This is a genomic window from Rothia sp. HMSC062F03 (assembly GCF_001836905.1).
In the GTDB taxonomy this organism is placed as follows: domain Bacteria; phylum Actinomycetota; class Actinomycetes; order Actinomycetales; family Micrococcaceae; genus Rothia; species Rothia mucilaginosa_A.
Genome location: NZ_KV830882.1, coordinates 229895 through 251234, shown reverse-complemented (window position 1 = coordinate 251234; position 21340 = coordinate 229895). Strand labels below are relative to the sequence as shown.

At 62.8% G+C, this 21340-nt stretch carries 18 protein-coding genes and 1 tRNA gene; 17 read left to right on the top strand and 2 right to left on the bottom strand.

Annotation, left to right across the window (positions count from 1 at the left end; translation table 11 throughout):
- Positions 1-40 precede the first annotated feature (40 nt).
- The 8 genes from HMPREF2674_RS05345 to HMPREF2674_RS05310 all read left to right on the top strand — a co-directional run bounded on the left by HMPREF2674_RS05345 (position 41) and on the right by HMPREF2674_RS05310 (position 9004).
- Positions 41-787, top strand: a complete 747-nt coding sequence (locus HMPREF2674_RS05345; protein WP_070825035.1) for a nucleoside triphosphate pyrophosphohydrolase — start codon at positions 41-43, stop codon at positions 785-787.
- Between the two features lie 268 nt (positions 788-1055).
- Positions 1056-2336, top strand: a complete 1281-nt coding sequence (gene eno, locus HMPREF2674_RS05340) for a phosphopyruvate hydratase (RefSeq protein WP_049333044.1) — start codon at positions 1056-1058, stop codon at positions 2334-2336.
- Positions 2337-2581: 245 nt separating this feature from the next.
- Entirely contained in the window at positions 2582-3235 is a 654-nt protein-coding gene (locus HMPREF2674_RS05335) for a septum formation initiator family protein (protein ID WP_049333042.1), read from the top strand.
- A gap of 113 nt (positions 3236-3348) precedes the next feature.
- Positions 3349-3948 carry a DUF501 domain-containing protein gene (locus tag HMPREF2674_RS05330; RefSeq protein ID WP_070648847.1) on the top strand — a complete coding sequence of 200 codons (600 nt, stop codon included), beginning with the start codon at positions 3349-3351 and terminating at the stop codon, positions 3946-3948.
- Between the two features lie 154 nt (positions 3949-4102).
- Positions 4103-5056, top strand: a complete 954-nt coding sequence (locus HMPREF2674_RS05325) for a Ppx/GppA phosphatase family protein (RefSeq protein ID WP_070648848.1) — start codon at positions 4103-4105, stop codon at positions 5054-5056.
- Positions 5057-5199: 143 nt separating this feature from the next.
- Entirely contained in the window at positions 5200-6795 is a 1596-nt protein-coding gene (locus HMPREF2674_RS05320) for a S8 family peptidase (protein ID WP_084824430.1), read from the top strand.
- Between the two features lie 502 nt (positions 6796-7297).
- A complete protein-coding gene (locus HMPREF2674_RS05315; RefSeq protein ID WP_049346549.1) occupies positions 7298-8683 on the top strand; it encodes an NAD(P)/FAD-dependent oxidoreductase in 1386 nt (461 codons plus the stop codon).
- A gap of 247 nt (positions 8684-8930) precedes the next feature.
- Positions 8931-9004, top strand: a tRNA-Leu gene (locus HMPREF2674_RS05310).
- 321 nt (positions 9005-9325) lie between these two features.
- On the opposite strand, the gene HMPREF2674_RS05305 is transcribed toward HMPREF2674_RS05310, so the two are convergent.
- Positions 9326-9736 (bottom strand): DoxX family protein, encoded by a 411-nt coding sequence (locus tag HMPREF2674_RS05305; RefSeq protein WP_049342929.1) that lies wholly within the window; start codon positions 9734-9736, stop codon positions 9326-9328.
- Positions 9737-9999: 263 nt separating this feature from the next.
- Here HMPREF2674_RS05305 and HMPREF2674_RS05300 point away from each other — a divergent pair, with 263 nt between their 5' ends.
- From HMPREF2674_RS05300 to ilvA, 4 genes are all read left to right on the top strand, one after another.
- Entirely contained in the window at positions 10000-10890 is an 891-nt protein-coding gene (locus HMPREF2674_RS05300) for a Cof-type HAD-IIB family hydrolase (protein WP_070825034.1), read from the top strand.
- A gap of 182 nt (positions 10891-11072) precedes the next feature.
- The gene (locus HMPREF2674_RS05295) at positions 11073-11981 is read left to right on the top strand and encodes a Bax inhibitor-1/YccA family protein (protein ID WP_371441252.1); all 909 of its coding nucleotides are present in this window, start codon (positions 11073-11075) and stop codon (positions 11979-11981) included.
- 130 nt (positions 11982-12111) lie between these two features.
- Positions 12112-13374, top strand: coding sequence for an AI-2E family transporter (locus HMPREF2674_RS05290; RefSeq protein ID WP_371441253.1), 1263 nt, complete (start codon positions 12112-12114; stop codon positions 13372-13374).
- A gap of 233 nt (positions 13375-13607) precedes the next feature.
- Complete coding sequence (gene ilvA, locus HMPREF2674_RS05285) at positions 13608-14861, top strand: threonine ammonia-lyase (protein ID WP_070825031.1); 1254 nt, start codon at positions 13608-13610, stop codon at positions 14859-14861.
- Between the two features lie 168 nt (positions 14862-15029).
- Here the strand turns inward: ilvA and greA are convergent, their stop codons facing one another.
- Positions 15030-15527, bottom strand: a complete 498-nt coding sequence (gene greA, locus HMPREF2674_RS05280; protein WP_070825030.1) for a transcription elongation factor GreA — start codon at positions 15525-15527, stop codon at positions 15030-15032.
- Between the two features lie 486 nt (positions 15528-16013).
- On the opposite strand from greA, the gene mca reads away from it, so the two are divergent.
- The 5 genes from mca (at position 16014) to HMPREF2674_RS05255 (ending at position 21268) form a co-directional block, all read left to right on the top strand.
- Positions 16014-16985 carry a mycothiol conjugate amidase Mca gene (mca, locus tag HMPREF2674_RS05275; RefSeq protein WP_070681238.1) on the top strand — a complete coding sequence of 324 codons (972 nt, stop codon included), beginning with the start codon at positions 16014-16016 and terminating at the stop codon, positions 16983-16985.
- Positions 16986-17250: 265 nt separating this feature from the next.
- Positions 17251-18060, top strand: a complete 810-nt coding sequence (gene uppS / locus HMPREF2674_RS05270) for a polyprenyl diphosphate synthase (protein WP_070825029.1) — start codon at positions 17251-17253, stop codon at positions 18058-18060.
- A gap of 112 nt (positions 18061-18172) precedes the next feature.
- Entirely contained in the window at positions 18173-18700 is a 528-nt protein-coding gene (locus HMPREF2674_RS05265) for a prepilin peptidase (RefSeq protein ID WP_070825028.1), read from the top strand.
- A 127-nt stretch (positions 18701-18827) separates the two neighbouring features.
- Positions 18828-19334: an NUDIX hydrolase gene (locus HMPREF2674_RS05260; RefSeq protein ID WP_049342934.1), complete on the top strand. Its 507-nt coding sequence runs from the start codon at positions 18828-18830 to the stop codon at positions 19332-19334.
- 182 nt (positions 19335-19516) lie between these two features.
- Positions 19517-21268 (top strand): pyruvate dehydrogenase, encoded by a 1752-nt coding sequence (locus HMPREF2674_RS05255; RefSeq protein WP_049333017.1) that lies wholly within the window; start codon positions 19517-19519, stop codon positions 21266-21268.
- Positions 21269-21340: the final 72 nt, after the last annotated feature.

Here is a 21340-nt window from a genome sequence, read left to right as displayed (position 1 = left end):
GCGGCGCGCTGTATTCACACTTTCGATGAGGAAGACCGCTATGACTGATACCCCCATCACTCCCGATTTGCCCGCCACCCGGAGCAGCGAAGACACCGCCCGTCGAGCCGGAGGGGCCTTCGAAACGCTCGTTGAGACGATGGCCCGCCTGCGCGCTCCCGGAGGCTGCCCCTGGGACGCCGAGCAGACCCACGCCTCCCTGATCCGCTACCTCGTGGAGGAAGCCTACGAGGTTGTCGAAGCGGTAGAAACCGGCGGCGAGCCGAATATGCCGCTGCTGCGTGAGGAGCTCGGCGACGTGCTGCTGCAGGTCGTGTTCCACTCTGATATTGCTGCGGCAAACCCGCAGGGCTTCGACATTGTGCAGGTGGTTGAGGGCCTGGTGCAGAAGCTTCGTTCCCGCCACCCCGATGTGTTCGCGGCTGAGTCTGAGGGCTCTTCGGAGGCACCCCGCACCGCCGCCGAACAGCAGGCGGCGTGGGATGCGTTGAAGAAGAAGGAGAAGAGCGACCGTGGCGCTCTGGACGGTATTCCGCCGCATCTGCCGGCGCTCGCCATGGCTGAGAAGACTGCTGTGAAGGCACGTAAGGCCGGCATCATTCTGCCGCCGGAGCCCACGAGCATGGACGACGACCTGCGTTATATGCACAACGAGGAGGATTTCGGCGAGCTTTTGTTCGCGCTGGTCTGCCGTGCTCAGCGCAATGGCCTGGACGCCGAACGCGCCCTGCGTTCGTACATCCGCCGCTATGTTGCGCAGCATACGAATGACGAGCCGCGCTATTAACCGTGGGTGACGCCCCGCCGGTTGGGCTCATGTTGTGCTTTGGGATACATCCCACACGCGCGGTCGGCGGGGGAGTGGGGGCTCTCTGCGCGTCGATTGCCGCGTCCTGTAGGGCTACTAAGGGTTCCATACACCTTCACTAAGGGGTCTAAAAAAGCGGTGGCTACTAGTGTGTTTGTGTGGGAATTTTGCTAGAATTTAGGGGACGCGACGCGCCACGATCGGGTGCGTCGTTCACATCCTTGACGTCTCATAAGGAGAACAATCCATGGCTGTTATTACCGCAGTTCACGCACGCCAGATCCTGGATTCCCGCGGCAACCCGACCGTTGAGGTCGAGGTTCTGCTCGAAGACGGTGCATTCGCCCGCGCAGCTGTGCCCTCGGGCGCATCCACCGGTGAGTGGGAGGCTGTTGAGCGCCGCGACGGCGACAAGTCCGTATACCTGGGCAAGGGTGTTCTGGGCGCAGTGAAGTCTGTTATCGAAGAAATCGCTGAAGAGGTCATCGGTATCGAGGCTTCCGACCAGCGCGCTGTTGACGCAGCCATGATTGCTCTGGACGGTACCAACAACAAGGGCAAGCTGGGCGCCAACGCTATCCTGGGCGTCTCCCTGGCCGTGGCCAAGGCTGCTGCTGAGTCTGCAGACCTGCCCCTGTACAAGTACCTCGGCGGCCCGAACGCCCACGTTCTGCCCGTCCCCATGATGAACATCCTCAACGGTGGTTCTCACGCAGACTCCAACGTTGACATCCAGGAGTTCATGATTGCTCCCATCGGCTTCGAGACCTACTCCGAGGCTCTGCGCGCAGGTGTTGAGGTTTACCACTCCCTGAAGTCCGTGCTGCACGACCGCGGTCTGGCAACCGGCCTGGGCGACGAGGGCGGCTTCGCACCCAACCTGGAGTCCAACGCAGCTGCACTGGACCTGATCGTTGAAGCAATCGAGAAGGCCGGCTACAAGCCGGGCGAGCAGGTTGCACTGGCTCTGGACGTTGCTTCCTCCGAGTTCTACAACGACGGCGCATACGACTTCGAGGGTCAGAAGAAGTCCGCAGCCGAGATGAGCGCATACTACGCTGACCTGGTTGCTAAGTACCCGCTGGTTTCCATCGAGGACCCGCTGGACGAGAACGACTGGGAGGGCTACAAGACCCTGACCGAGCAGATCGGTGACAAGGTCCAGATCGTCGGTGACGACCTGTTCGTGACCAACCCCGAGCGCCTGGCTCGCGGCATCAAGGAGGGCGCAGCTAACGCTCTGCTGGTGAAGGTGAACCAGATCGGTTCGCTGACCGAGACCCTGGACGCAATGGAGCTGGCTCAGCGCCACGAGTACCGTTGCATGGTTTCTCACCGTTCCGGTGAGACCGAGGACGTCACCATCGCCGACCTGGCTGTTGCAACCAACGCAGGCCAGATCAAGACCGGTGCTCCCGCACGTTCCGAGCGCGTTGCTAAGTACAACCAGCTGCTGCGCATCGAGGAAGAGCTGGGCGAGGCAGCTGTCTACGCTGGCAAGTCCGCATTCCCCCGCTTCAAGGCATAAATTGCTGAAGCATCCGACCGCGTGAGCGGTTAGACCTCAAGGAGGCGGTGCTACCCCAATCGGGGTGGCGCCGCCTCCGGCTGTACCCGGGAGAGCACCCGTTACCCGGGTAGCGCAGAAAGCCCTGGAGCCCCTCGAAATAGGCCAGGAAACAGTCCCGGAAGGAACGCTCAGGCGGGTACACAAACCCGGGTAGAATAGGTAGAAGCGCACCGCTGTAGGAACAACGATGGGGGAGAGAACTAATGAGCCAGCGAGCAGACGAGCAGACCCGGCGTAACGCAACGGGTCGCACCTCGGCTGAGGACCGCGGCACCGCTCAAACCTCCACCGATTCCCAGAAGCCCTCGGCGGCCCGCCAGGCCGGCACCTCCCTGTTGAAGAAGGCCAGCGCGCTCTTCTTCGGCGTGGGCCTCAACCGCCGTCACCCCGAACGCGAACGCGCGGAGCAGGCCCGCCGGCAGGAACGCGCGCGGCGCCGTGCCCGTCGGCAGAACGGTGAAGATGAAGGCTACGCCACGCCCGTGGCCGCCCACATGTTTTCCGGGCGAAGCTTCCTGATGACCGTTATGGTTGGCGTGATTGCCCTTGGCACCGCATACCCGGTGCTGACCTACATGGATCAGGACCGGGAAATGAACCGAATCCACACCCACATCTCGCAGCTGCAGCAGGAGAATGCCCAGCTGAAGGCCGAACAGACCTGGTGGAACGACGATAACTACGTGCGCCAGCAGGCCCGCAGCCGCCTCTACTACGTCAACCCCGGGGATACTCCCTACGTGGTCACCGGCATTACCGAGGACTCCACGAAGGCGGACGGTACTTCTGCGAACGCGAAGAACGCCCCCGAGGAAGCCTGGACCACCAAGATCTGGGACTCCCTCGAAAAGAACTAAAAACCGCGCCGAGCGGCTGACCGAGAGGCTCGCCGCGCAGACCGGCGACCCGCCACGAACCCACGACCCTACGTTCCCGGACCGCACGAGCGGACAGGACAGGAATAAGGACTATGAGCACCGAAAACACCATTGAGGACCTGAAGAACCGTACCCCCGGCGGTTTCGGCGTGACCGTTGAAACCCTGAAGCCCACCGAGCAGGACATCCGTGTTCTCTCCGCACAGCTGGGCCGCAAGGTGCGCGACGTGGTCGAGATTCCCGCCCGCTGCGTGTGCGGCAACCCGCTGGTCGCCGCCACCGCACCCCGCCTGAGCAACGGCACCCCCTTCCCGACCGTGTTCTACCTGGCGCACCCGGTCATCACCGCCGCCGCATCCCGCCTGGAGGCTGGCGGCCTCATGTACGAGATGACCGACTCGCTGGCTGAGGATGCAGAACTGGCCGCTGCCTACGCCGCAGCCCACGAGAATTACCTGGCCGAGCGTGAGCGCATCCGCCTGATCAGCGGTACCGACGAGGTTCCCGAGATTGACGGCATCTCTGCCGGCGGCATGCCGACCCGCGTGAAGTGCCTGCACGCCGTCATCGGCCACACCCTCTCGGTGGGACGCGGCGTGAACCCGATGGGTGACCGCGGCCTGGACGCTATCGCAGAATGGTGGACCCCCGAGGCATGCTCCTGCGACCCCGCCTGGCGCGAGGAAGCCTAAATACTGATTTCGATGCGCCCGCACCGTCGCCCGTGACGGCGCGGGCGCATAATAGATAGAAAGAGCGCCGAGAAGCGAAAACAGCTTCGCCTGCGGCGCTCGCGTTGCCTTGGGCAGCGAACGATGATGACGATAGTCCTGAAAGGAACCCACCGTGCGCGTTGGAGCGATTGACTGCGGTACGAACTCTATCCGTCTGCTGATTGCCGATTCCACCACTGAGGTGGTGGACGGGGTCGAGAAGACCGTCCTGAAGGACGTTGTGCGCGAGATGCGCATCGTGCGTCTGGGTCAGGGTGTGGATGCGACCGGCTGGCTGGCGCAGGAGGCCCTGGACCGCACCTTCGCGGCAGCCCGTGAGTACGCCGTACTGCTGCGTGACCACGACGTGGACTCGGTGCGTTTCGTGGCGACCAGCGCAACCCGCGATGCGGGTAACCGCAACGTCTTCGTGAACGGCATCCGCGACATCCTGGGCATTGAGCCCGAGGTGATTAGCGGCGACGAGGAAGCCGCGCTCTCCTTCGCGGGTGCCGTGCGCGCCGTGGGTGCGGGCGACGGCGACACCCTGGTGTTCGACCTGGGCGGTGGCTCCACCGAATTCGTGCTGGGGGATGAGTCGGGCGTGAAGGCTTCCCGCAGCGTCAACATCGGTTGCGTGCGCCTGACCGAGCGTCACATGGTGAACGCGCCGGCGACCGAATCGCAGATTGCCCGCGTTGAGGCAGACACCGACGAAGCTCTTGACGTGGCCCGCAAGACCGTCCCCCTGCAGAACGCCCGCCGCGTGGTGGCCGTGGCCGGTACCGCGACGACGATTGCGGCGGCCGCCCTGGGCCTGGACCGCTACGATTCCGAGGCCATTAACGCGCAGACCTTCTCCATCGAGACCGTTCAGAAGACTTCTCGCTGGTTGGCTTCCCTGGACCGTGCCGAGCGCGAGGCCCTGGGCTACATGCATCCGGGCCGGGTGGACGTAATCGGTGCCGGCGCAACGATTTACGCCCGAATCCTGACTCGTCTGAACGAGCTGACTGACGGCGCCGTGGATTCGGTGACGGTGAGCGAGCACGACATCCTGGACGGCATCGCGCTGTCCCAGCTGTAGCCCGTTACCTTGGCAAAATCCGCCCCGATTCCGGGCCGGAAATCCTAACGGCCGACCCGCGCGGTGCGGGTCGGCCGGCCTGTATTGTCTAGTTGAGCTTGCCTCACCATGTGAGTTTGCGTCGTTCAGTTGAGGAGAAACGAATGGATCGGTTTGCGCGTGCCGCGCGGTGCATCCGCCGCCCCCTGGGTGTTCTGCGTTCGGCGGGCTCGAACCCGGTGCGCTCGCGTGCGGCCGGGTCGCTGGCCTCTGCCGCCCTGCTGGCCCTGTTGCCGCTGGGTCCGGCCTCGTGGCTGACTGCGGCCAATGCGACCGATCCCAGCTCCTCGGCCACGGCCTCTCCGAGCCCGAAGAGGGAGGTGACGGCCACTCCCTCGCCGTCGGGCACGGCGGTGCCGAAGAGCACGGCCGCCCCGAGCCAGGGTGCGGATACCGCCAACGGTGACGATGTGCGCCACCGCGAGTACTGGCTGAACGAGTACGGCATTACCTCGCTGTGGTCGCAGGCCACGGGTAAGGGCGTGACGGTTGCCGTGATTGACACGGGTGTGGACGGGAACCACCCGGATTTGGCGGGCAACGTGCTGCGCGGTACCGACGTCTCGGGCGTGGGCAGCGAGGACGGCTGGCAGGGCCTGGGCGCGGAGCCGATGCACGGCACGGAGGTCGCTTCGCTGATTGCCGGCCACGGCCACAATACTCAGGGGTACTCCGCGATTGTGGGTCAGCCGGGTAAGCCGACCGGCATGATTGGCGTGGCCCCGGATGCGAAGATCCTGCCGATTTCGCTGAACATGGGTACGACCGGCGGTAAGAGCATCGACGAGCAGATTCCTGCCGCGGTGCGCTACGCGGTCGACCACGGCGCACAGATTATCAACATGTCGATTGGCTCGAATAAGACGAGCTGGCCGCAGAGCTGGGATGACGCTTTCGCCTACGCCGAGCAGAAGGGCGTGCTGATTGTGGCGGCGGCGGGTAACCGCGGTAGCGGCCTGACTCAGGTGGGTGCTCCCGCGACGATTCCGGGCGTGCTGACGGTCGGCGGCGTGGACCGAAAGAAGCAGGTTTCTGAAGGCTCGTCGACGCAGGGTATTTCGATTGCCGTGGTTGCTCCGAGCACCGACATGATTGCGGCGGCCCCGGGCAACGGGTACATGCTGTGGTCGGGCTCTTCTGCGGCGGCCCCCCTGGTGACGGGCGTGGCGGCGCTGTTGAAGCAGAAGTACCCGCAGGAGTCTGCGGCTCAGCTGGCCCAGCGTTTGATTGCCTCAGCCGATGACGAGGGTGCTACGGGTCGTGACCCGCTGTACGGGTACGGCGTGTTCAACCCGCAGGATGCTATGGCTCTGCCCGCGCCCACGGTGACGGCGAATCCGCTGGGTTCGATGTCGGAGTGGATTGCGGTGCACCGCAAGCACCAGGTGAGTGCACCGTCGCCCAGCGATTCCGCGCCCGTGCACGAAGAGGGCGAGAACATCGTGAAGCAGGCCGCCCCGGACGCGAGCCGCCCGCCGGAGGACCGCGGCTGGTTGCCGCCGGTCATTGTGGGCGCGCTCCTGGTGTGGGTCACGATTATTACCGCCGGTGCGGTGCATCGTCTGCACCGGATGCACGTGCGGGCAGGCGACGCGGCCCGTCAGGTGGGGACCGCGGTGCGCGAGCAGGCGCATCACGCGGCGGAGCACGTGCCGCATCCGCATCACCAGCCTCACCGGCGCGGCGGTTTGTCGTCGTAGCGAGGGACGGCCCCGCGGGATTGCACTTTTTGCGGGGTGGGGGAGCGGCTAATGCCGGTCCGTTATATTTCTTGCCTTAGCCCGTTCGCGAACGGCTGAGTTTTTGCGGGCCGCGGTGATTCTCTCTCATGGCGGTACCTGATGGGTTCAAACGCACCCAATCGTAACGAAAAATTCGAACGTTGAACGAAAAAATGGAAAGGGTTCGCCTAACCGTAAGTGCCTTATCTTATGTGAACTTCGTTCAAGCCTCGAAACTTTTGGCTTAGGTGCGCCTTCAAGGGGGCATAAATGCGATTTCACCTAAACAAAAGGCGTAAAATATATGGTGAACCAGGTATGTAACAGACAGGCTCGTGCCGCTAGCCACTTCGCGTTGCGTAAGGACTTCCAGGGCGAGCCGCTTCGTTTGTTAGGAAAGCTTTCGGAACGAGCCGGAGGCTACGCATACCACCCTACCGGGATGAGAACTCCCGGTACCTGAGACTAGGAAGTAACTAACATGGCATTCACTAAGGTGGCACAGGACCGTCCCCGCGTCCTGATTGTCGGTGGTGGCTACGTCGGCTTCACCGTTGCTAAGAAGATTCAGAAGGCTATCAAGGAGACCGGTGGCGTCGTCACCATCGTCGAGCCGAACCCCTACATGACCTACCAGCCCTTCCTCCCCGAGGTTGCGGCAGGTTCCATGGAAGGCCGTAACGCAACCGTGCCGCTGCGTCAGCACCTGCGCGACACCGAGCTGATTCCCGGCCGTGTTGTCTCCATCGACCACGCAAACCGCACTGCCGTCGTTGAGCCCACCGATAATGGCGAGCCCTTCGAGCTGAAGTACGACGAGATCGTGCTGGGCGCCGGTGCCGTGACCCGTGCCTTCCCGATTCCGGGTCTGGCAGACGTGGCCATCGGCATGAAGACCATCGAAGAGGCCGTCTCGGTTCGTAACTGGGTTCTGGACCGCATCGAGGTCGCATCCCTGCTGACCGACGCTGAGGCTCGTCGTCGCGCCCTGACCTTCGTGATCGTGGGCGGTGGCTTCGCCGGTATCGAGACCATCTCCGAGCTCGAGGACATGGCACGCGTGGCTGTCGAGCGTAACGAGCGCCTGTCTGTCTCCGATCTGCACTTCGTGCTGATTGAGGCCGCACCGCGCATCATGCCCGAGGTCCCCGCAGACCGCGCCGAGAAGGTTGTCGCAGAGCTGCGCGCCCGCGGCATCGAGGTTCTGCTCAACACCTCCCTGGCTGACGCAACCGACGGCAACCTGCAGCTGATCAACATGGCTGACAAGTCCCCCGCCGGCGAGATCTCCACCGACACCCTGGTCTGGACCGCAGGTGTGGCAGCATCCCCGATGCTGAAGAAAACCGACTTCCCGATTGACGAGCGCGGCCGCGTGCGCGTGAGCGCCGACCTGCGCGTCACCGGCGACGACGGCGTGGTCGAGGGTGCTTGGGCTGCAGGCGACAACGCAGCTGTTCCGGATCTCTCCGGTGGCGGCGTGGGCGGCTTCTGCGTTCCCAACGCTCAGCACGCTTCCCGCCAGGCTGTTGTTCTGGCTAAGAACCTGCTGGCTGCTCGCCGCGGCGAGCCCCTGACCGACTACTACCACGAGACCATCGGTGTTGTGGCAGGTCTGGGCCTGTGGAAGGGCGTTGCAAACTTCAAGGGCAAGACCATTGGCGGCCCGCTGGCATGGATCATGCACCGCGGCTACCACGGCTCTGCAATCCCCACCACCGAGCGTACCGTTCGCGTTATGACCACCTGGGCTCTGAACCAGATCTTCGGTCGCGACACCTCCTCGATTCGCCACCAGCGCTCCCCGCGCCTGGCATTCCAGGAAGCAACCGGTACCGCTCCCGCACCGCACAAGGCAAAGCTCTAAACCGAGCTGGCCGATAGCCGGTGAGGCCGCTTAGGCCTTGGACGTGAAACGGGCGGCGCCGAGGACTTCGGTCTTCGGCGCCGCCCTTCGCTGTATTCACGGTGTTTCCCAGGGGTGGCATTTCGTCATCCAACCTGCCCCCGCCTCGGGCGAGAGCCGGTGCGGGCTATTGGGTACCGAGGAGCGGATATGCGTTACCCGGGATTCGTGGAATAATGGTGTTCTATGTTTGGTGTGCACCAAACGAGCCCCCATAGTCCAATTGGCAGAGACAGAGGACTTAAAATCCTTGTGTTCTGGGTTCGAGTCCCAGTGGGGGCACTCGTCGGCCGTCAAACGGTGACGCATACAGGGCGGCGGTCCATTCCCCGAGGGGAAATGGACCGCCGCCCTTCGCCGTAGCACTGCCGCTATAGCCTCGATGCGGAGGCAGAACAACGTTCCGGATAAAGAGACGATGCCCCCGACCCATACTATCGGGGGCATCGTCGAGCACGCGGCGGTGCTCTCTTCACCGCGGGTAGATAAGGGCCGCGCGCTGCCGGAATCAGCGCGGCCCGGCGGTGAAGCCTGGCTCGACTACCGGTGATTGGTTGCCCGTGCGGGGCACCGAGTCGGAGGTCGAAAGTCTATCTGTGGACGCTACTTGCGGCGTGCAAAGAGCGCGTCGATGGAGAACTTGCCGGCGCCGGTGAAGAAGAAGGCTGCTGCGATTGCGGCAAGGGTGAGAACGTATTCGTAGCCGCCCTTGGAAGCGGAGAAACCTGCCGCGAGGTGGACGAAAATGAGGGCGCCGCTCATGGATACTACAGATGCTGCTGCCGCGATGCGGGTGCCCGCACCCAGGATAATCATGGTGCCGCCGAGTAGTTCGGTTGCCATGGCGAAGTATGCCGCTGCGGCTGCCATGGGGATGCCCATCTGCTCGAAGGATGCGACGGTACCCGCGGGGGTCCATTCGAATGCCTTCTGGATGCCGTGCATAATCATGACGAAGCCGAAGACGAGGCGGAGGATAAGTAGGCCGGCGGATTTCATGGTGTCGTTGTTCATGCCTTTAAGTTTGACAAGTAAAGTTTACACTTCAAGTAAATTCAGTCTATAGCGGAAAAGAGTGCAAAAAGTGGTGAAAAATAGGGCTAAAAAGTGACTCACATCCCAAAAATTGGAGTTTTAGATGACGTTTTGTGACGGCGCTCAATACATAAGACCTCCTCTCGGCGGCTTCCGGAACCCCAAAAACATGAGACCCTTAAAGGAGCACAGCCGTAGGCGCACCCGCCCTGAACGGGATAGCAGAGCCAGAAAGGCATAACATGCAGACTCAGCCCTCTCTCATCGCCGTCGATATGGATGGCACCTTCCTCACCGACGCGAAGACCTTCGATACCGAACGCTTCTCCGCGATTCTCAATCGCCTGGATGCGCGCGGTATTCGATTCGTGGTGGCCAGCGGCAACACCTACGCCAAGCTGCAGGATTACATGCGCGGCTTTGAGAACCGAGGCCTCATCTACATTGCCGAGAACGGCGCTTACCTGGCAGACGATAGCGGCCAACTGGCGGTGCACCCCTTCCGAGAGGAAGACGTTCCCGCCATCTACGAAGTGCTGGATGGGCTAAAGCAGATTGGCTTACTCGTGTGCACCACCGAAGGAATCTTCCTACCGAAGGATCGCCGCGAACAGATTGTGCACGTCATCCGTAATTACTTTGAGGACACGGGCCAGAGTATTCCCGATACCCTGACTCTGGAGGACTTCGCGGGGTTCTTCTTTCCCGGTGCGATTCTGGTTGACTCCATTGAGGAGGTTCGCGGGGCACCCATTAAGTTCCCGCTGCTGACCCCTCCGGCGCAGACCCAAAGCATTAACGCGCACCTGCGCGAGGTGCTGCCCGAGGGTGTGACCCCGCTGGTTAGCGGCTTCGGGGCAATCGACCTGGTTCGCACGGGCGTGAATAAGGCGACGGGTCTGCAGGATCTCTGTGAGCGATTCGGCTACAGCCCCGAAGGAATCCTCGCCTTTGGCGACGGCGAGAATGATAGCCGGATGCTTAGCTTCGCCGGACACGGTGTGGCCACGGGGAATGCCGCGCCGAGCGTGAAGGAGCTGGCCGATGAAGTGATCGGCACGAACGAGGAGCAGGCCGTCCTGACCTATCTGGAAGACTTGCTGGATTCGCTGGATGCGCGTGACGCCTCCTAGCGTCTCACGCCGGCCTCTTACCGAAAGTCTGGTGTCTGCGCGGAGTCGCGCTATGTGAGACTATGCCGTGCTCAGAACGAACAAAAGCGTGAGCTGGGCAACCGTCGGTTAGAATTAAAAGCATTAGTAGTACTTATCTATTCAAGGAGAGAAAGATGGCGGGAAACCCGCTTATTAATTCAATGACGAAGAAGCAGGGGCAGGGCGATCCTCGCTTCGGCCGTTTCGGTGCCGGTGGCCAGGCTCAGCAGAGCCAGCAGCAGGCTTACGGTCAGCCGCAGTACGGCCAGCAGGCTTACGGTCAGCAGAGCCAGCCCCAGTACGGCCAGGCTCAGTATGGCCAGCAGGCTTACGGTCAGCCGCAGTACACCGATTACAGTGCTCCGACCTACTCCGAGCCGACCTACTCCGAGCCGATTCCGGCCGGTGAGCGTCTGACCATGAACGACGTGCTGGTCAAGACCGCCATTAACCTGGGCCTGGTCGTGGCGGGCGCCGTGGTCGCATGGTACGTGCCCGTGCTGATGATCCTGGGTCTGCTGGGCGGCCTGGTGCTGGGCCTCGTGAACTCCTTCAAGCAGAAGGTTTCCCCGGTTTTGGTCATGGCCTACGCGCTCATGGAGGGCATGATGCTGGGCGGTCTGTCCGCCATCGTCAACCTGCGCTACCCGGGCACCGCCATCCAGGCGGTTCTGGCAACCATCGTGGTTGCGGGTGTGACCCTGGCTCTCTTCGCCAACGGCAAGATTCGCACCACCCCCAAGCTGAATAAGATTTTCATGATTGGTGCGCTCAGCTACCTGGGTTACGGCCTGGTGTCTATGCTGACCGCGGGCCTCTTCGGCTTCTCGCTGAACAGCATGAGCATCGGTGGTATCCCGCTGGGTCTGCCGATTGCCCTGATTGCGGTCGCAATGGCAACCTACTCGCTGCTGATTGACTACACCACGACCGCCGAGGCTGTGGATGCGGGTCTGCCGCAGAGCGAGTCCTGGCGCCTGGCTTTCGGCCTGACCGCATCGCTGGTGTGGCTGTACGTTGAGATTCTGCGCGTACTCATGTACCTGGCAAGCATCTTCAGCAACGACTAAAAATTCGTACGAAGCGGCGGTACCGTAGCGGTGCCGCCGCTTTCGCGGCTTTGGCGGGGTTTAGCGCCCCACGAATACCGGCTCGCCCAGCAACCTGGCGGGCTTGAGAAAGAGAGACAGCGTGAAGCATATATCGAGTGCCGAAGAACGTCGGGCGGGGGAGGGCTACCGGGTCCCCTTCGCCGTGGACGTGGCCGGCGCGTGGTCCTGGCGCCTCATCGTGATTGCCGGCGCGGGCTGGGTCGTGTGGAAGGGCTTGGGGCACGTCTCCCTGCTGGTCATCGCGATGATGGTGGCCATGCTCCTGGCGGCTCTGCTGAGCCCGACCGTCATGCTCCTGCGGAAGAAGGGCGTGCGGGCCGGCGGCGCGGCTGCTATCGCCGAGCTGGGTCTGCTGCTGCTTCTCGCCGTGATTATTTCGCTGACCGGTCAGCAGCTGGTGCGCGGTTTCGCCACGATGGCTAATAAGGCGGTGCAGGGCTATCAGCAGCTCGTGGACTGGCTGAAGAGCCTCGGGTACGATTTGGGTGCTGACCAGCTGAACCAGCTCCTGCACCAGATTGAGAACACTTTTAAGGACAATCCGAACACCGTGCTGAACGGCGTGTCTCGGGTCGGTTCGACCGCTGCCGATGTCGCAACCGGTGTGCTCCTAACCCTGTTCACGCTGCTTTTCTTCCTGATGGAGGGCGAACGCATCTGGCTGTTCGTCGTCGGTCTCTTCCCCAAGGACGCGCGCGAGGCCGTGAATGGTGCGGGCCGCGCGGGCTGGAAGTCCCTGGGCGCCTACGTCCGCGTGCAGATTCTGGTGGCCGCGATTGATGCCATCGGTATCGGCCTGGGCGCCGCCATCCTGGGTGTGCCCCTGGCGATTCCGCTGGGCGTGCTGGTGTTCCTGGGTTCCTTTATCCCGGTGATTGGTGCGCTGTTCTCCGGTGCGGTGGCGGTGCTTCTGGCGCTCGTGGCCCTGGGGCCGGTGCAGGCGCTGATTATGCTGGGCATCGTGCTACTGGTGCAGCAGGTGGAGTCGCATATTCTGCAGCCGCTCATCATGGGTAAGGCTGTATCACTGCACCCGCTGGCCGTGATTTTCTCGGTGGCCGGCGGCTCCATGATTTTCGGTGCCGTGGGCGCGCTGTTCGCGGTGCCGACGCTGGCCGTGGTGAACTCGGTGGTGCGCTACCTGGCGAATCGCGGTTGGGAACACGATCCCAGCCTACGCGATGAGGAGTTCCTCTTCCCGCACGAGGTGGCTCGCCGCGAGCAGGCTGAGGAGAAGGCCCAAGAACGGCAGGAGAGCGTCAAGAAGCTGGCCTCCCGAGTGCCGCGCCATCAGAAGGCTGAGGAGCCTGAGAACCAGGCTTCCGAGGCTTCGGACTCCTCCGAAGACTAGGGGCCTGCATCGAGCGGTAGGTTTTGGCGTAGGGCACCCCGCCATCCTCGATAACGCACCGCTAACTCGTCCCGGCGATACCGCCGGCCGCGATGCCGTCTACGGCGGTGTCTCGCCAGGGGGCTACTTGCGACCGGGTAGCCCCCTTCGCTGTACCCATCCTCTAAAATGGGATGAGCAATACATCACCGTCCCGCGCCCGCGGGACAACGCACCGTCAGAATGGAAAACCCGTGAGCGTAGATCTCGACTCCCTGCCCGTGACCATTACCGATATTGAACGTGCCGCAGAGCTGCTCGAAGGCGTTATTGAACGCACCCCGGTCGCCCATTCGCGTGCCCTGAGCCAGCGCCTCGGTTCAGAGGTTTTCTTTAAGTGCGAGAACTTGCAGCGTGCCGGTTCGTTCAAGGTGCGCGGTGCGTACGTGCGCATGGCGAAGCTTTCCGAGGAGGAGAAGAAGCGCGGCGTTGTGGCGGCGAGCGCGGGTAACCATGCGCAGGGTGTGGCTCTGGCGGCTGACCGTCTGGGCATTAAGGCCCGCATCTACATGCCGCTGGGTGCGGCGCTGCCGAAGATTACCGCGACCCGTGACCACGGTGCTGAGGTTGAGTTGCACGGCGTGACCGTGGATGAGGCTCTGGCGGAGGCAAAGCGCTACGCCGATGAGACCGGCGCGGTGTTCGTGCACCCCTTCGACAATGAAGACATTATTGCCGGTCAGGGCACGATCGGTCTGGAGATTCTGGAGCAGGTTCCGGACGTTGACACCGTCATCGTGGGTGTTGGCGGCGGCGGCCTGCTGGCCGGCCTGTCCGCGGCGATTCGCGCGAAGGAGCAGGAGCTCGGCAAGAAGATCAAGATTATCGGTGTTCAGGCGGAGCACGCCGCGGCCTACCCGCTGTCCCTCGCTGCGGATGCTCTGGTGCCCCTGAAGAAGGTCTCCACCATCGCCGACGGTATCGCCGTGGGTCGCCCCGGCCAGATGCCCTTCTCCATCATCAAGGAGCTGGTGGATGACGTGGCGACCGTGAGCGAAGACGATATCGCCCGCGCCCTCATTTTCCTCATGGAACGCAACAAGCTTGTGGTGGAGCCCGCCGGTTCGGTGCCCGTGGCGGCGCTGATGAACGGCAAGCTGAAGGAAGAGTACGGCGACCTGGGCACCGTCGTGTGCGTGCTCTCGGGCGGCAATATCGACCCGATGCTCATGCTGAAGGTGATTCAGCGCGGTCTTTCCGCTGCCGGCCGCTACATGACCATTAAGATGATGCTCTCTGACCGCCCGGGTGAGCTGGCAACCATCTCACGCATCATCTCCGAGAACGACGCGAACGTTACCGGTGTGGATCACACCCGCGTGGGTGGCTCGCTCTCCATGGGCGATGTGTCCATCACCATCGACATGGAAACCAAAGGTGTGGAGCACTGCCGCCAGGTCATTTCTGCCTTGGAGGACGAGGGCTTCAAGCCGATTATCGTCTACTAAGCCGACCTTACATTTTGTGGGTTGCCGCTCGCTCGTGAATCTTCACGTGGTGAAGCGGAAGACATAAAAAGTGCGGGGTGCCGATTCCGAAGAATCGGCACCCCGCACTTTTAGCGTGTTGGCGCTGGGGCCGTGGGCCTCGACAGCCGCAAATCTATGAGCCTCGACTTAGGCGTGGTAGGGGGTCACAGAGACAATCTTGGCGCTCAGTTCCTTACCGTTCGGAGCGGTGTAGGAAACCTCGTCGCCCTGCTTAGCACCCATGATTGCGGCACCCAGCGGGGACTTCTCCGAGAAGACCTTCAGATCGGTACCGGCGGGGAGGGGGGCCTCAATCTCGCGGGAACCAAGCAGGAACTTCAGGTGGCGGCCCGCAACCTCGGCCTCAATGACCATGCCCAGGGCCACAACGCCGTCGTCGACGGGGGCGTCGCCAATGTGTGCGGTCTCCAGCAGGTGCTTGAGCTGCTTGATGCGTGCCTCGTTCTTGGCCTGCTCGTCGCGGGCGGCGTGGTAGCCGCCGTTCTCACGGAGGTCGCCCTCGTCGCGTGCCTGCGCGATGCGGTCGACGATTTCCTGACGGTACGGGCCGGAGAGGTACTCCAGCTCCTGGGTGAGACGGTCGAAGGCGTCCTGAGTGAGCCATGCACCGGTGTTGTCAGCCATGCGTATCCTTTGCTTGTGCGCCGGCGTTGCCGGTGCGAAACGAATAAACCCGCTACCGTGTGCCGCGTTCAATGCGCGGCGGCGCCGGTAACGGAATGAATCAACAGACCTATTTTAGAGCACCGGAGGGTTTTCGGCTGGTAGCTCGGTCGCTTCTTCCCCTCTGAGCACACCTTTGAGCGTATCCTCGCCGATGCGCGGGCCGACGGCAGAAAAGCCGGGCGGACGGTGGCTGCCGCATACTTGAGATTCCCCAGCGCTTCTCCGGATACACCCCCGGATGTGACCTTAAGTTTCACGATGTCACACGGCGTCATCTGCGCTAGTGAACCTTCCCGACCCCGGGTATCATACGAGGAGTTACACCGGCGTTGTTTCGTAATGCTTTCGTCGTGGCCTTCGGATAATCACCGGAAGGCGCCGACGCATCCCGCACCTAATACGCCACCCACCGCACCGCCAGGCACTAACCCAAAGGACACCACCGTGAGCGAAGCCATCGAACAGCTGAAGGCGAACCTGCCGACTCACCCTCCCGTCGAGGCTATTAAGCCGCTGGAGGAGGACTACACCGGTCTGCGCATCCTGGCCGTGCACGCACACCCGGACGACGAGTCCTCCAAGGGCGCAGGTACCGCATCCGCGTATATCGCCCGTGGCGCGCGCTTCATGGTGGCGACGATGACCGGCGGCGAGCGCGGCGACATTCTGAATGAGGAGGTCGATAAGAGCCCGCGTGCGCACCGTGACCTGCCGGGTCTGCGCCGCGCTGAGATGGCGGCTGCCCGCGAGATTATGGGTATTGAGCACCGCTGGATTGGCTTCTTCGACTCGGGCCTGCCCGAAGGCGACCCCATGCCGTCGCTTCCCTTCGGTAGCTTTGGCACCATGCCCCTGGACCGTGCCGCCGCGCCGCTCGTGCGTCTGGTGCGTGAGTACCGCCCGCACATCATCATCACCTACGACGAGATCGGCGGCTACCCGCACCCCGACCACATCATGACCCACAAGGTTGCCGTGGAAGCATTCGAGAAGGCAGGCGACCCGGAAGCCTACGTGGGTGAGGGAGAGCCCTGGACCCCGCTGAAGCTCTATTACGACCGCGCATTCAACCCCGAACGCACCCTCGCCCTGCACGAGCATCTGCTCGATACGCACGGTGAGAGCCTGCTGAGCGGCTGGATTGAGAACCTCGCGCACCGCGCCTCCTCGGGGGAGGCGCCTCGCCACGAGACTACGACCCGCATCCTGGTGACCGACCACTTTGAGCAGCGCGATCAGGCTTTGCGCGCGCACGCATCGCAGGTGGACCCGAACGGCGTGTTCTTCGCCGTTCCCAGCGAACAGCTGAAGGATATTTGGCCTTGGGAGGACTACACGCTGGCCGCCTCGCACGCTGAGGTTCAGCTGCCCGAATCTAGCCTGGACGAGGGCCTGAGCGACTACTACGTCATCTAGAGCTCAGCCACGATGCTTCTTCAGCGCCCCCGGTTCCGCCCAGTGATGCATACGGAGAGCGGGGCCGGGGCCTTCGCATGAGTACCCACTCCGGGTCCGGGCCCCGTCTGAGCCCCCGGAAGCTCAAACTTTGAGCCGATTCTCAGCCCTTCCGCACCCGCGGGGAGCCCCGCGGCGCGCGCCCGGGGCGTAGAATTAGAGCTTGGGCTCTCACACCGTAGAGCCCGTGATGCATCCGCTTCGACAGCCGAATGAGGTACGAGCCATGAGCGCTAACGCCCTGCCCGTGATTACCGTGCACGGTCATGCCAGCAACCCCGGTACTGTCACGGAGCTGACCGTCTACGAGCGGGCCCTGGAGCGCTCGCTGAGCCCTGAAATCCTGCCCGCCCACATTGGAGTGCTGGTGGACGGTAACCGCCGCTGGGCGGCTCAGCGCGGCCTGAGCACCCGTGAGGGCCACGCCGCCGGTGCGGAGCGAATTATTGATTTTCTGGCCTGGTGCACCGAGCTGTCGATTCCGCAGGTGAGCCTGTACATGCTCTCGGTTGAGAACCTCAAGCGCCCCGAGCAGGAACTGACCGGCCTGGTGGCGGTCATCGATAACTTCCTGGTACGGCTGGTGGAGTCCGCCTGCGGTCCGGTGCGCGCCATCGGCAATATTGACCTGATTCCTCGTCAGCTGCACGAGCGCCTGGACTGGGCGATTGAGCAGACTGCACACCTATCCGGCGTGCGGGTGAACATTGCGGTCGGTTACGGCGGCCGCCAGGAGATTGTGGATGCGGTCCGATCGGTTCTGCGCGAGGCCGCCGCTGAGGGCACATCCTTGGAATCGCTTGCCGAACAGCTGAGCGTGGAGAATATTTCTTCGCACCTGTACACCGCCGATATGCCCGACCCGGACCTGCTGATTCGCACTTCGGGTGAGCAGCGCCTGTCCGGTTTCATGACCTGGCAGAGCGCGTATTCTGAGTTTTACTTCTGCCGTGCCCTGTGGCCGGATTTCACGCGCGTTGATTTTCTGCGTGCCCTGCGGGACTACGCGAACCGTTCCCGCCGCTTCGGTTCCTAGAAGCTTCCTAGAGGCTAAGGGTCTAGCGCCGTTGGCTCGTGTTTCTTGGCTGGCTGTTCCTGACTAGTAGCCTCCGGTAGTACAGCCTCCAGCATTACAGAATGGACGTTCTATGCTCGCTGAGCTTTCCCGCCTCTACCACGCAGGCGGCGCCTCCGTTATTGCCGCTCTGGTGCTCGGCAGCTACCTGCTGTATTTCCTGTGGTGCTTCCTGCGGCTGTGGCGTATTGACGTGCGGGAGCATCGTCTGCCGCACCGCATCCTGATTCCTTTGGCTATTGCCACCTATACGGCGTTGCCGGTGTCTTTGCTTTTTGCGGGCCGCCCCGCCGATATTTGGCGTGTGATTGGTGCCGGTCTGGTGCTGTGGTTCTGCTACCTGCTTCTGCGTATCCTGTCTTTTGGCGCGCTGGGCCGCGGGGATGTGAAGCTTGCCGGCATTCTGGGCGGCGTGCTCGGGTACCTGTCCTGGGCGAACCTGGGCTGGGCGTCGCTGGTGACGTTCCTTGCCGGTGGTCTGGTGTCTTTGGCTCTAGTACTGTTCACGAAGGCGCGCGGTAGCACCCGCATTGCGTTCGGCCCGTTTATGCTTCTGGGTGCGCTGGTGGCGTTGGCTGCTCCGGTGTATTCTCTGTGGTAGATTCCGAAGTAGGGCGACCGTCCGGCTAAGTGGCGGGTTCGTTCTTCGTGCGGTTCGCGGCTGTTTGCTCTGCTCCCTAGCACCTATTTCTCGGCAGAACTGCCGGGGCTTTTGAAAGGTTGATGTTATGCCTACTCCTCCCTATATCCGTAAGCTGCGTGAGCGGATCGGTTCGGATTACCTGTGGCTGTCCGGTGCGACGGCTGTAGTGTACCGTGAGCAGGATTCTAAGGTGCTGCTGGTGCGCCGTAGCGATAACGGGGCGTGGACCCCGATCACGGGCATTGTGGACCCGGGGGAGAGCCCCGCACTGACCTGCCTGCGTGAGGCGCAGGAGGAGGCGAACGTGCAGATTGAGGTGCTGGAGCTGGCGCAGGTGAAGGCTGACCCGCCGATGCAGTTCGGTAATGGTGACCGCTGCCAGTTCTTGGATCATACGTTCTTGTGCCGCTGGGTTTCTGGTGAGGCGAAGGTGAACGATGAGGAGTCTTCGCAGGTGCGTTGGGTGGATGTGTCTGACCCGGCGGAGCGTGCGTTGCTTTCGGAGCGGATGCTGGACCGTATTGATGCAGCGCTGAACTATGACGGCCACTGCCGTTTTGGTTTGGAGTCGGTGCCGCCGGAAGAGGACTAGCCAAGCGAGGGTTGCCCTCCGCCCTGCGCGAACGAGACCCGACTTTATGCCAAGTTGATACACCCTAAGTGTTTTAAAAGCAAGACCTTCTTTGACGAGGAAAGAGTGCTAGTCTGAGGGGATACACAGCGTTCCCCACCGGGCCGTTGCACCCCGTGGAACGCCAACGAAAGAGGGTAATTATGAACTTGGCAGAACAGATTGTCGCACAGCTCGTCGAGGCCGGTGTCACGCGTATCTACGGCGTGGTGGGCGACTCCCTGAACCCCATCGTGGACGCAGTGCGCGCCTCCGGCGGCTCGAAGAACGGCGGTATCGACTGGATTCACGTGCGCCACGAGGAAGCCGCGGCCTTTGCCGCAAGCGCCGAGGCCCAGGTGACCGGTAAGCTGGCCGTGTGCGCCGGCTCATGCGGTCCGGGCAACACCCACCTCATCAACGGTCTCTACGATGCCAACCGCTCCCACGCTCCGGTGCTGGCGATTGCTTCCCACATCCCCTCCGGCCAGATTGGTAGCGGATACTTCCAGGAAACCCACCCCGAGCGCATCTTCGAGGATTGCTCGGTCTACAACGAGATGGCAGTCTCTGGCCACCAGACCCTGCGCATCATCAACTCCGGTATGCGTCACGCTATCGCCCGCCGCGGTGTGGCCGTCGTATCGATTCCCGGCGATATTGCCATCCAGGATGCCGTTGACCACGTGCCCGCATGGGGCGACTACCGCCCCGGCACCATCGTTCCCGATGAGACCACCGTGCGCGACCTGGCCGATCGCATCAACGCGGCCAAGAAGATTTCGATTTTCGCTGGTGCCGGTGTGGCCGGTGCACATGATGAAGTCGTTCAGCTGGCCGACCGTGTCGCGGCTCCCGTGGGCCACACGATGCGCGGTAAGGAGTACATCCAGTACGACAACCCCTTCGATGTGGGAATGACCGGTTTGCTGGGCTACGGTGAGGCCGCAGAGGGTATGAAGGACTCCGACCTGATGCTCCTGCTGGGTACCGACTTCCCCTACGACCAGTTCCTGCCCAACGTGCAGACCGTTCAGATTGACCGTGCCGGCGAGGTGTTGGGCCGCCGTACCAACGTCGACCTGCTGATTGAGGCTGACGTTGCCGCAACCCTGAAGGCCGTTCTGCCCCTCGTGCAGCGCAAGAGCGACCGCTCGTTCCTGGAGAAGCTCCTGAAGAAGAACGAGAAGATCATGACCAAGGTCGTCGGTGCCTACACCCACAACCCCACCAAGGGCAAGATTCACCCCGAGTACGCCGCATCCGTGCTGGATGAGCTGGCCTCCGATGACGCCATCTTCACCGCGGACACCGGCATGTGCAACGTGTGGACCGCCCGCTACATCACCCCCAACGGCAAGCGCCGTCTGCTGGGTTCCTTCCTCCACGGCTCCATGGCGAACGCCATGCCTATGGCCCTGGGCGCCCAGATTGCCGAGCCTAACCGCCAGGTCATCTCGGTCTCGGGTGACGGTGGCCTGTCCATGATGCTGGGTGATATTCTGACCGCGGTCATGTACGATCTGCCGCTGACCATCGTGGTGTTCAACAACTCCACCCTGGGCATGGTGAAGCTTGAGCAGCTGGTTCAGGGCTTCGAGGACTTCGGCGTGGATGTGCCGCTCGTCAACTACGCCGACATCGCAACCGCCGCTGGTTTCCAAGCTCAGCGTGTTGAGAAGGCCGAGGACCTGGAAGGTGCGCTGCGCACCGCCCTGGCTCACCGCGGCCCCTCCCTGGTCGAGATCATTACCGACCCCAACGCTCTGTCGATGCCGCCCGAGGTCGAGGCCAAGCAAATCGTTGGCTTCGCCACCTCGCTCTCCAAGATTGCGCTGAACCGCGGCGCAGCGGAGGCCGTGGCAATGGCTCGCTCGAACCTGCGTAACATGTCCGCGTGGAGGCAGTTCAGCTAGTCCGTAAGGGATGCTTAACGCTCCCGGAGGGGCCCGTCGAAAGGCGGGCCCCTCCGTCGTATCTACTACCTT

Bases quoted from the DNA above. Each gene is read 5' to 3' on its own strand.
- HMPREF2674_RS05315 (WP_049346549.1), top strand. From the start codon at position 7,298: ATGGCATTCACTAAGGTGGCACAGGACCGTCCCCGCGTCCTGATTGTC.
- HMPREF2674_RS05330 (WP_070648847.1), top strand. From the start codon at position 3,349: ATGAGCACCGAAAACACCATTGAGGACCTGAAGAACCGTACCCCCGGC.
- HMPREF2674_RS05260 (WP_049342934.1), top strand. From the start codon at position 18,828: ATGCCTACTCCTCCCTATATCCGTAAGCTGCGTGAGCGGATCGGTTCG.
- HMPREF2674_RS05320 (WP_084824430.1), top strand. From the start codon at position 5,200: ATGGATCGGTTTGCGCGTGCCGCGCGGTGCATCCGCCGCCCCCTGGGT.
- HMPREF2674_RS05255 (WP_049333017.1), top strand. From the start codon at position 19,517: ATGAACTTGGCAGAACAGATTGTCGCACAGCTCGTCGAGGCCGGTGTC.
- HMPREF2674_RS05305 (WP_049342929.1), bottom strand. From the start codon at position 9,736: ATGAACAACGACACCATGAAATCCGCCGGCCTACTTATCCTCCGCCTC.
- HMPREF2674_RS05300 (WP_070825034.1), top strand. From the start codon at position 10,000: ATGCAGACTCAGCCCTCTCTCATCGCCGTCGATATGGATGGCACCTTC.
- uppS (WP_070825029.1), top strand. From the start codon at position 17,251: ATGAGCGCTAACGCCCTGCCCGTGATTACCGTGCACGGTCATGCCAGC.
- eno (WP_049333044.1), top strand. From the start codon at position 1,056: ATGGCTGTTATTACCGCAGTTCACGCACGCCAGATCCTGGATTCCCGC.
- HMPREF2674_RS05265 (WP_070825028.1), top strand. From the start codon at position 18,173: ATGCTCGCTGAGCTTTCCCGCCTCTACCACGCAGGCGGCGCCTCCGTT.
- HMPREF2674_RS05345 (WP_070825035.1), top strand. From the start codon at position 41: ATGACTGATACCCCCATCACTCCCGATTTGCCCGCCACCCGGAGCAGC.
- HMPREF2674_RS05335 (WP_049333042.1), top strand. From the start codon at position 2,582: ATGAGCCAGCGAGCAGACGAGCAGACCCGGCGTAACGCAACGGGTCGC.
- greA (WP_070825030.1), bottom strand. From the start codon at position 15,527: ATGGCTGACAACACCGGTGCATGGCTCACTCAGGACGCCTTCGACCGT.
- HMPREF2674_RS05295 (WP_371441252.1), top strand. From the start codon at position 11,073: ATGACGAAGAAGCAGGGGCAGGGCGATCCTCGCTTCGGCCGTTTCGGT.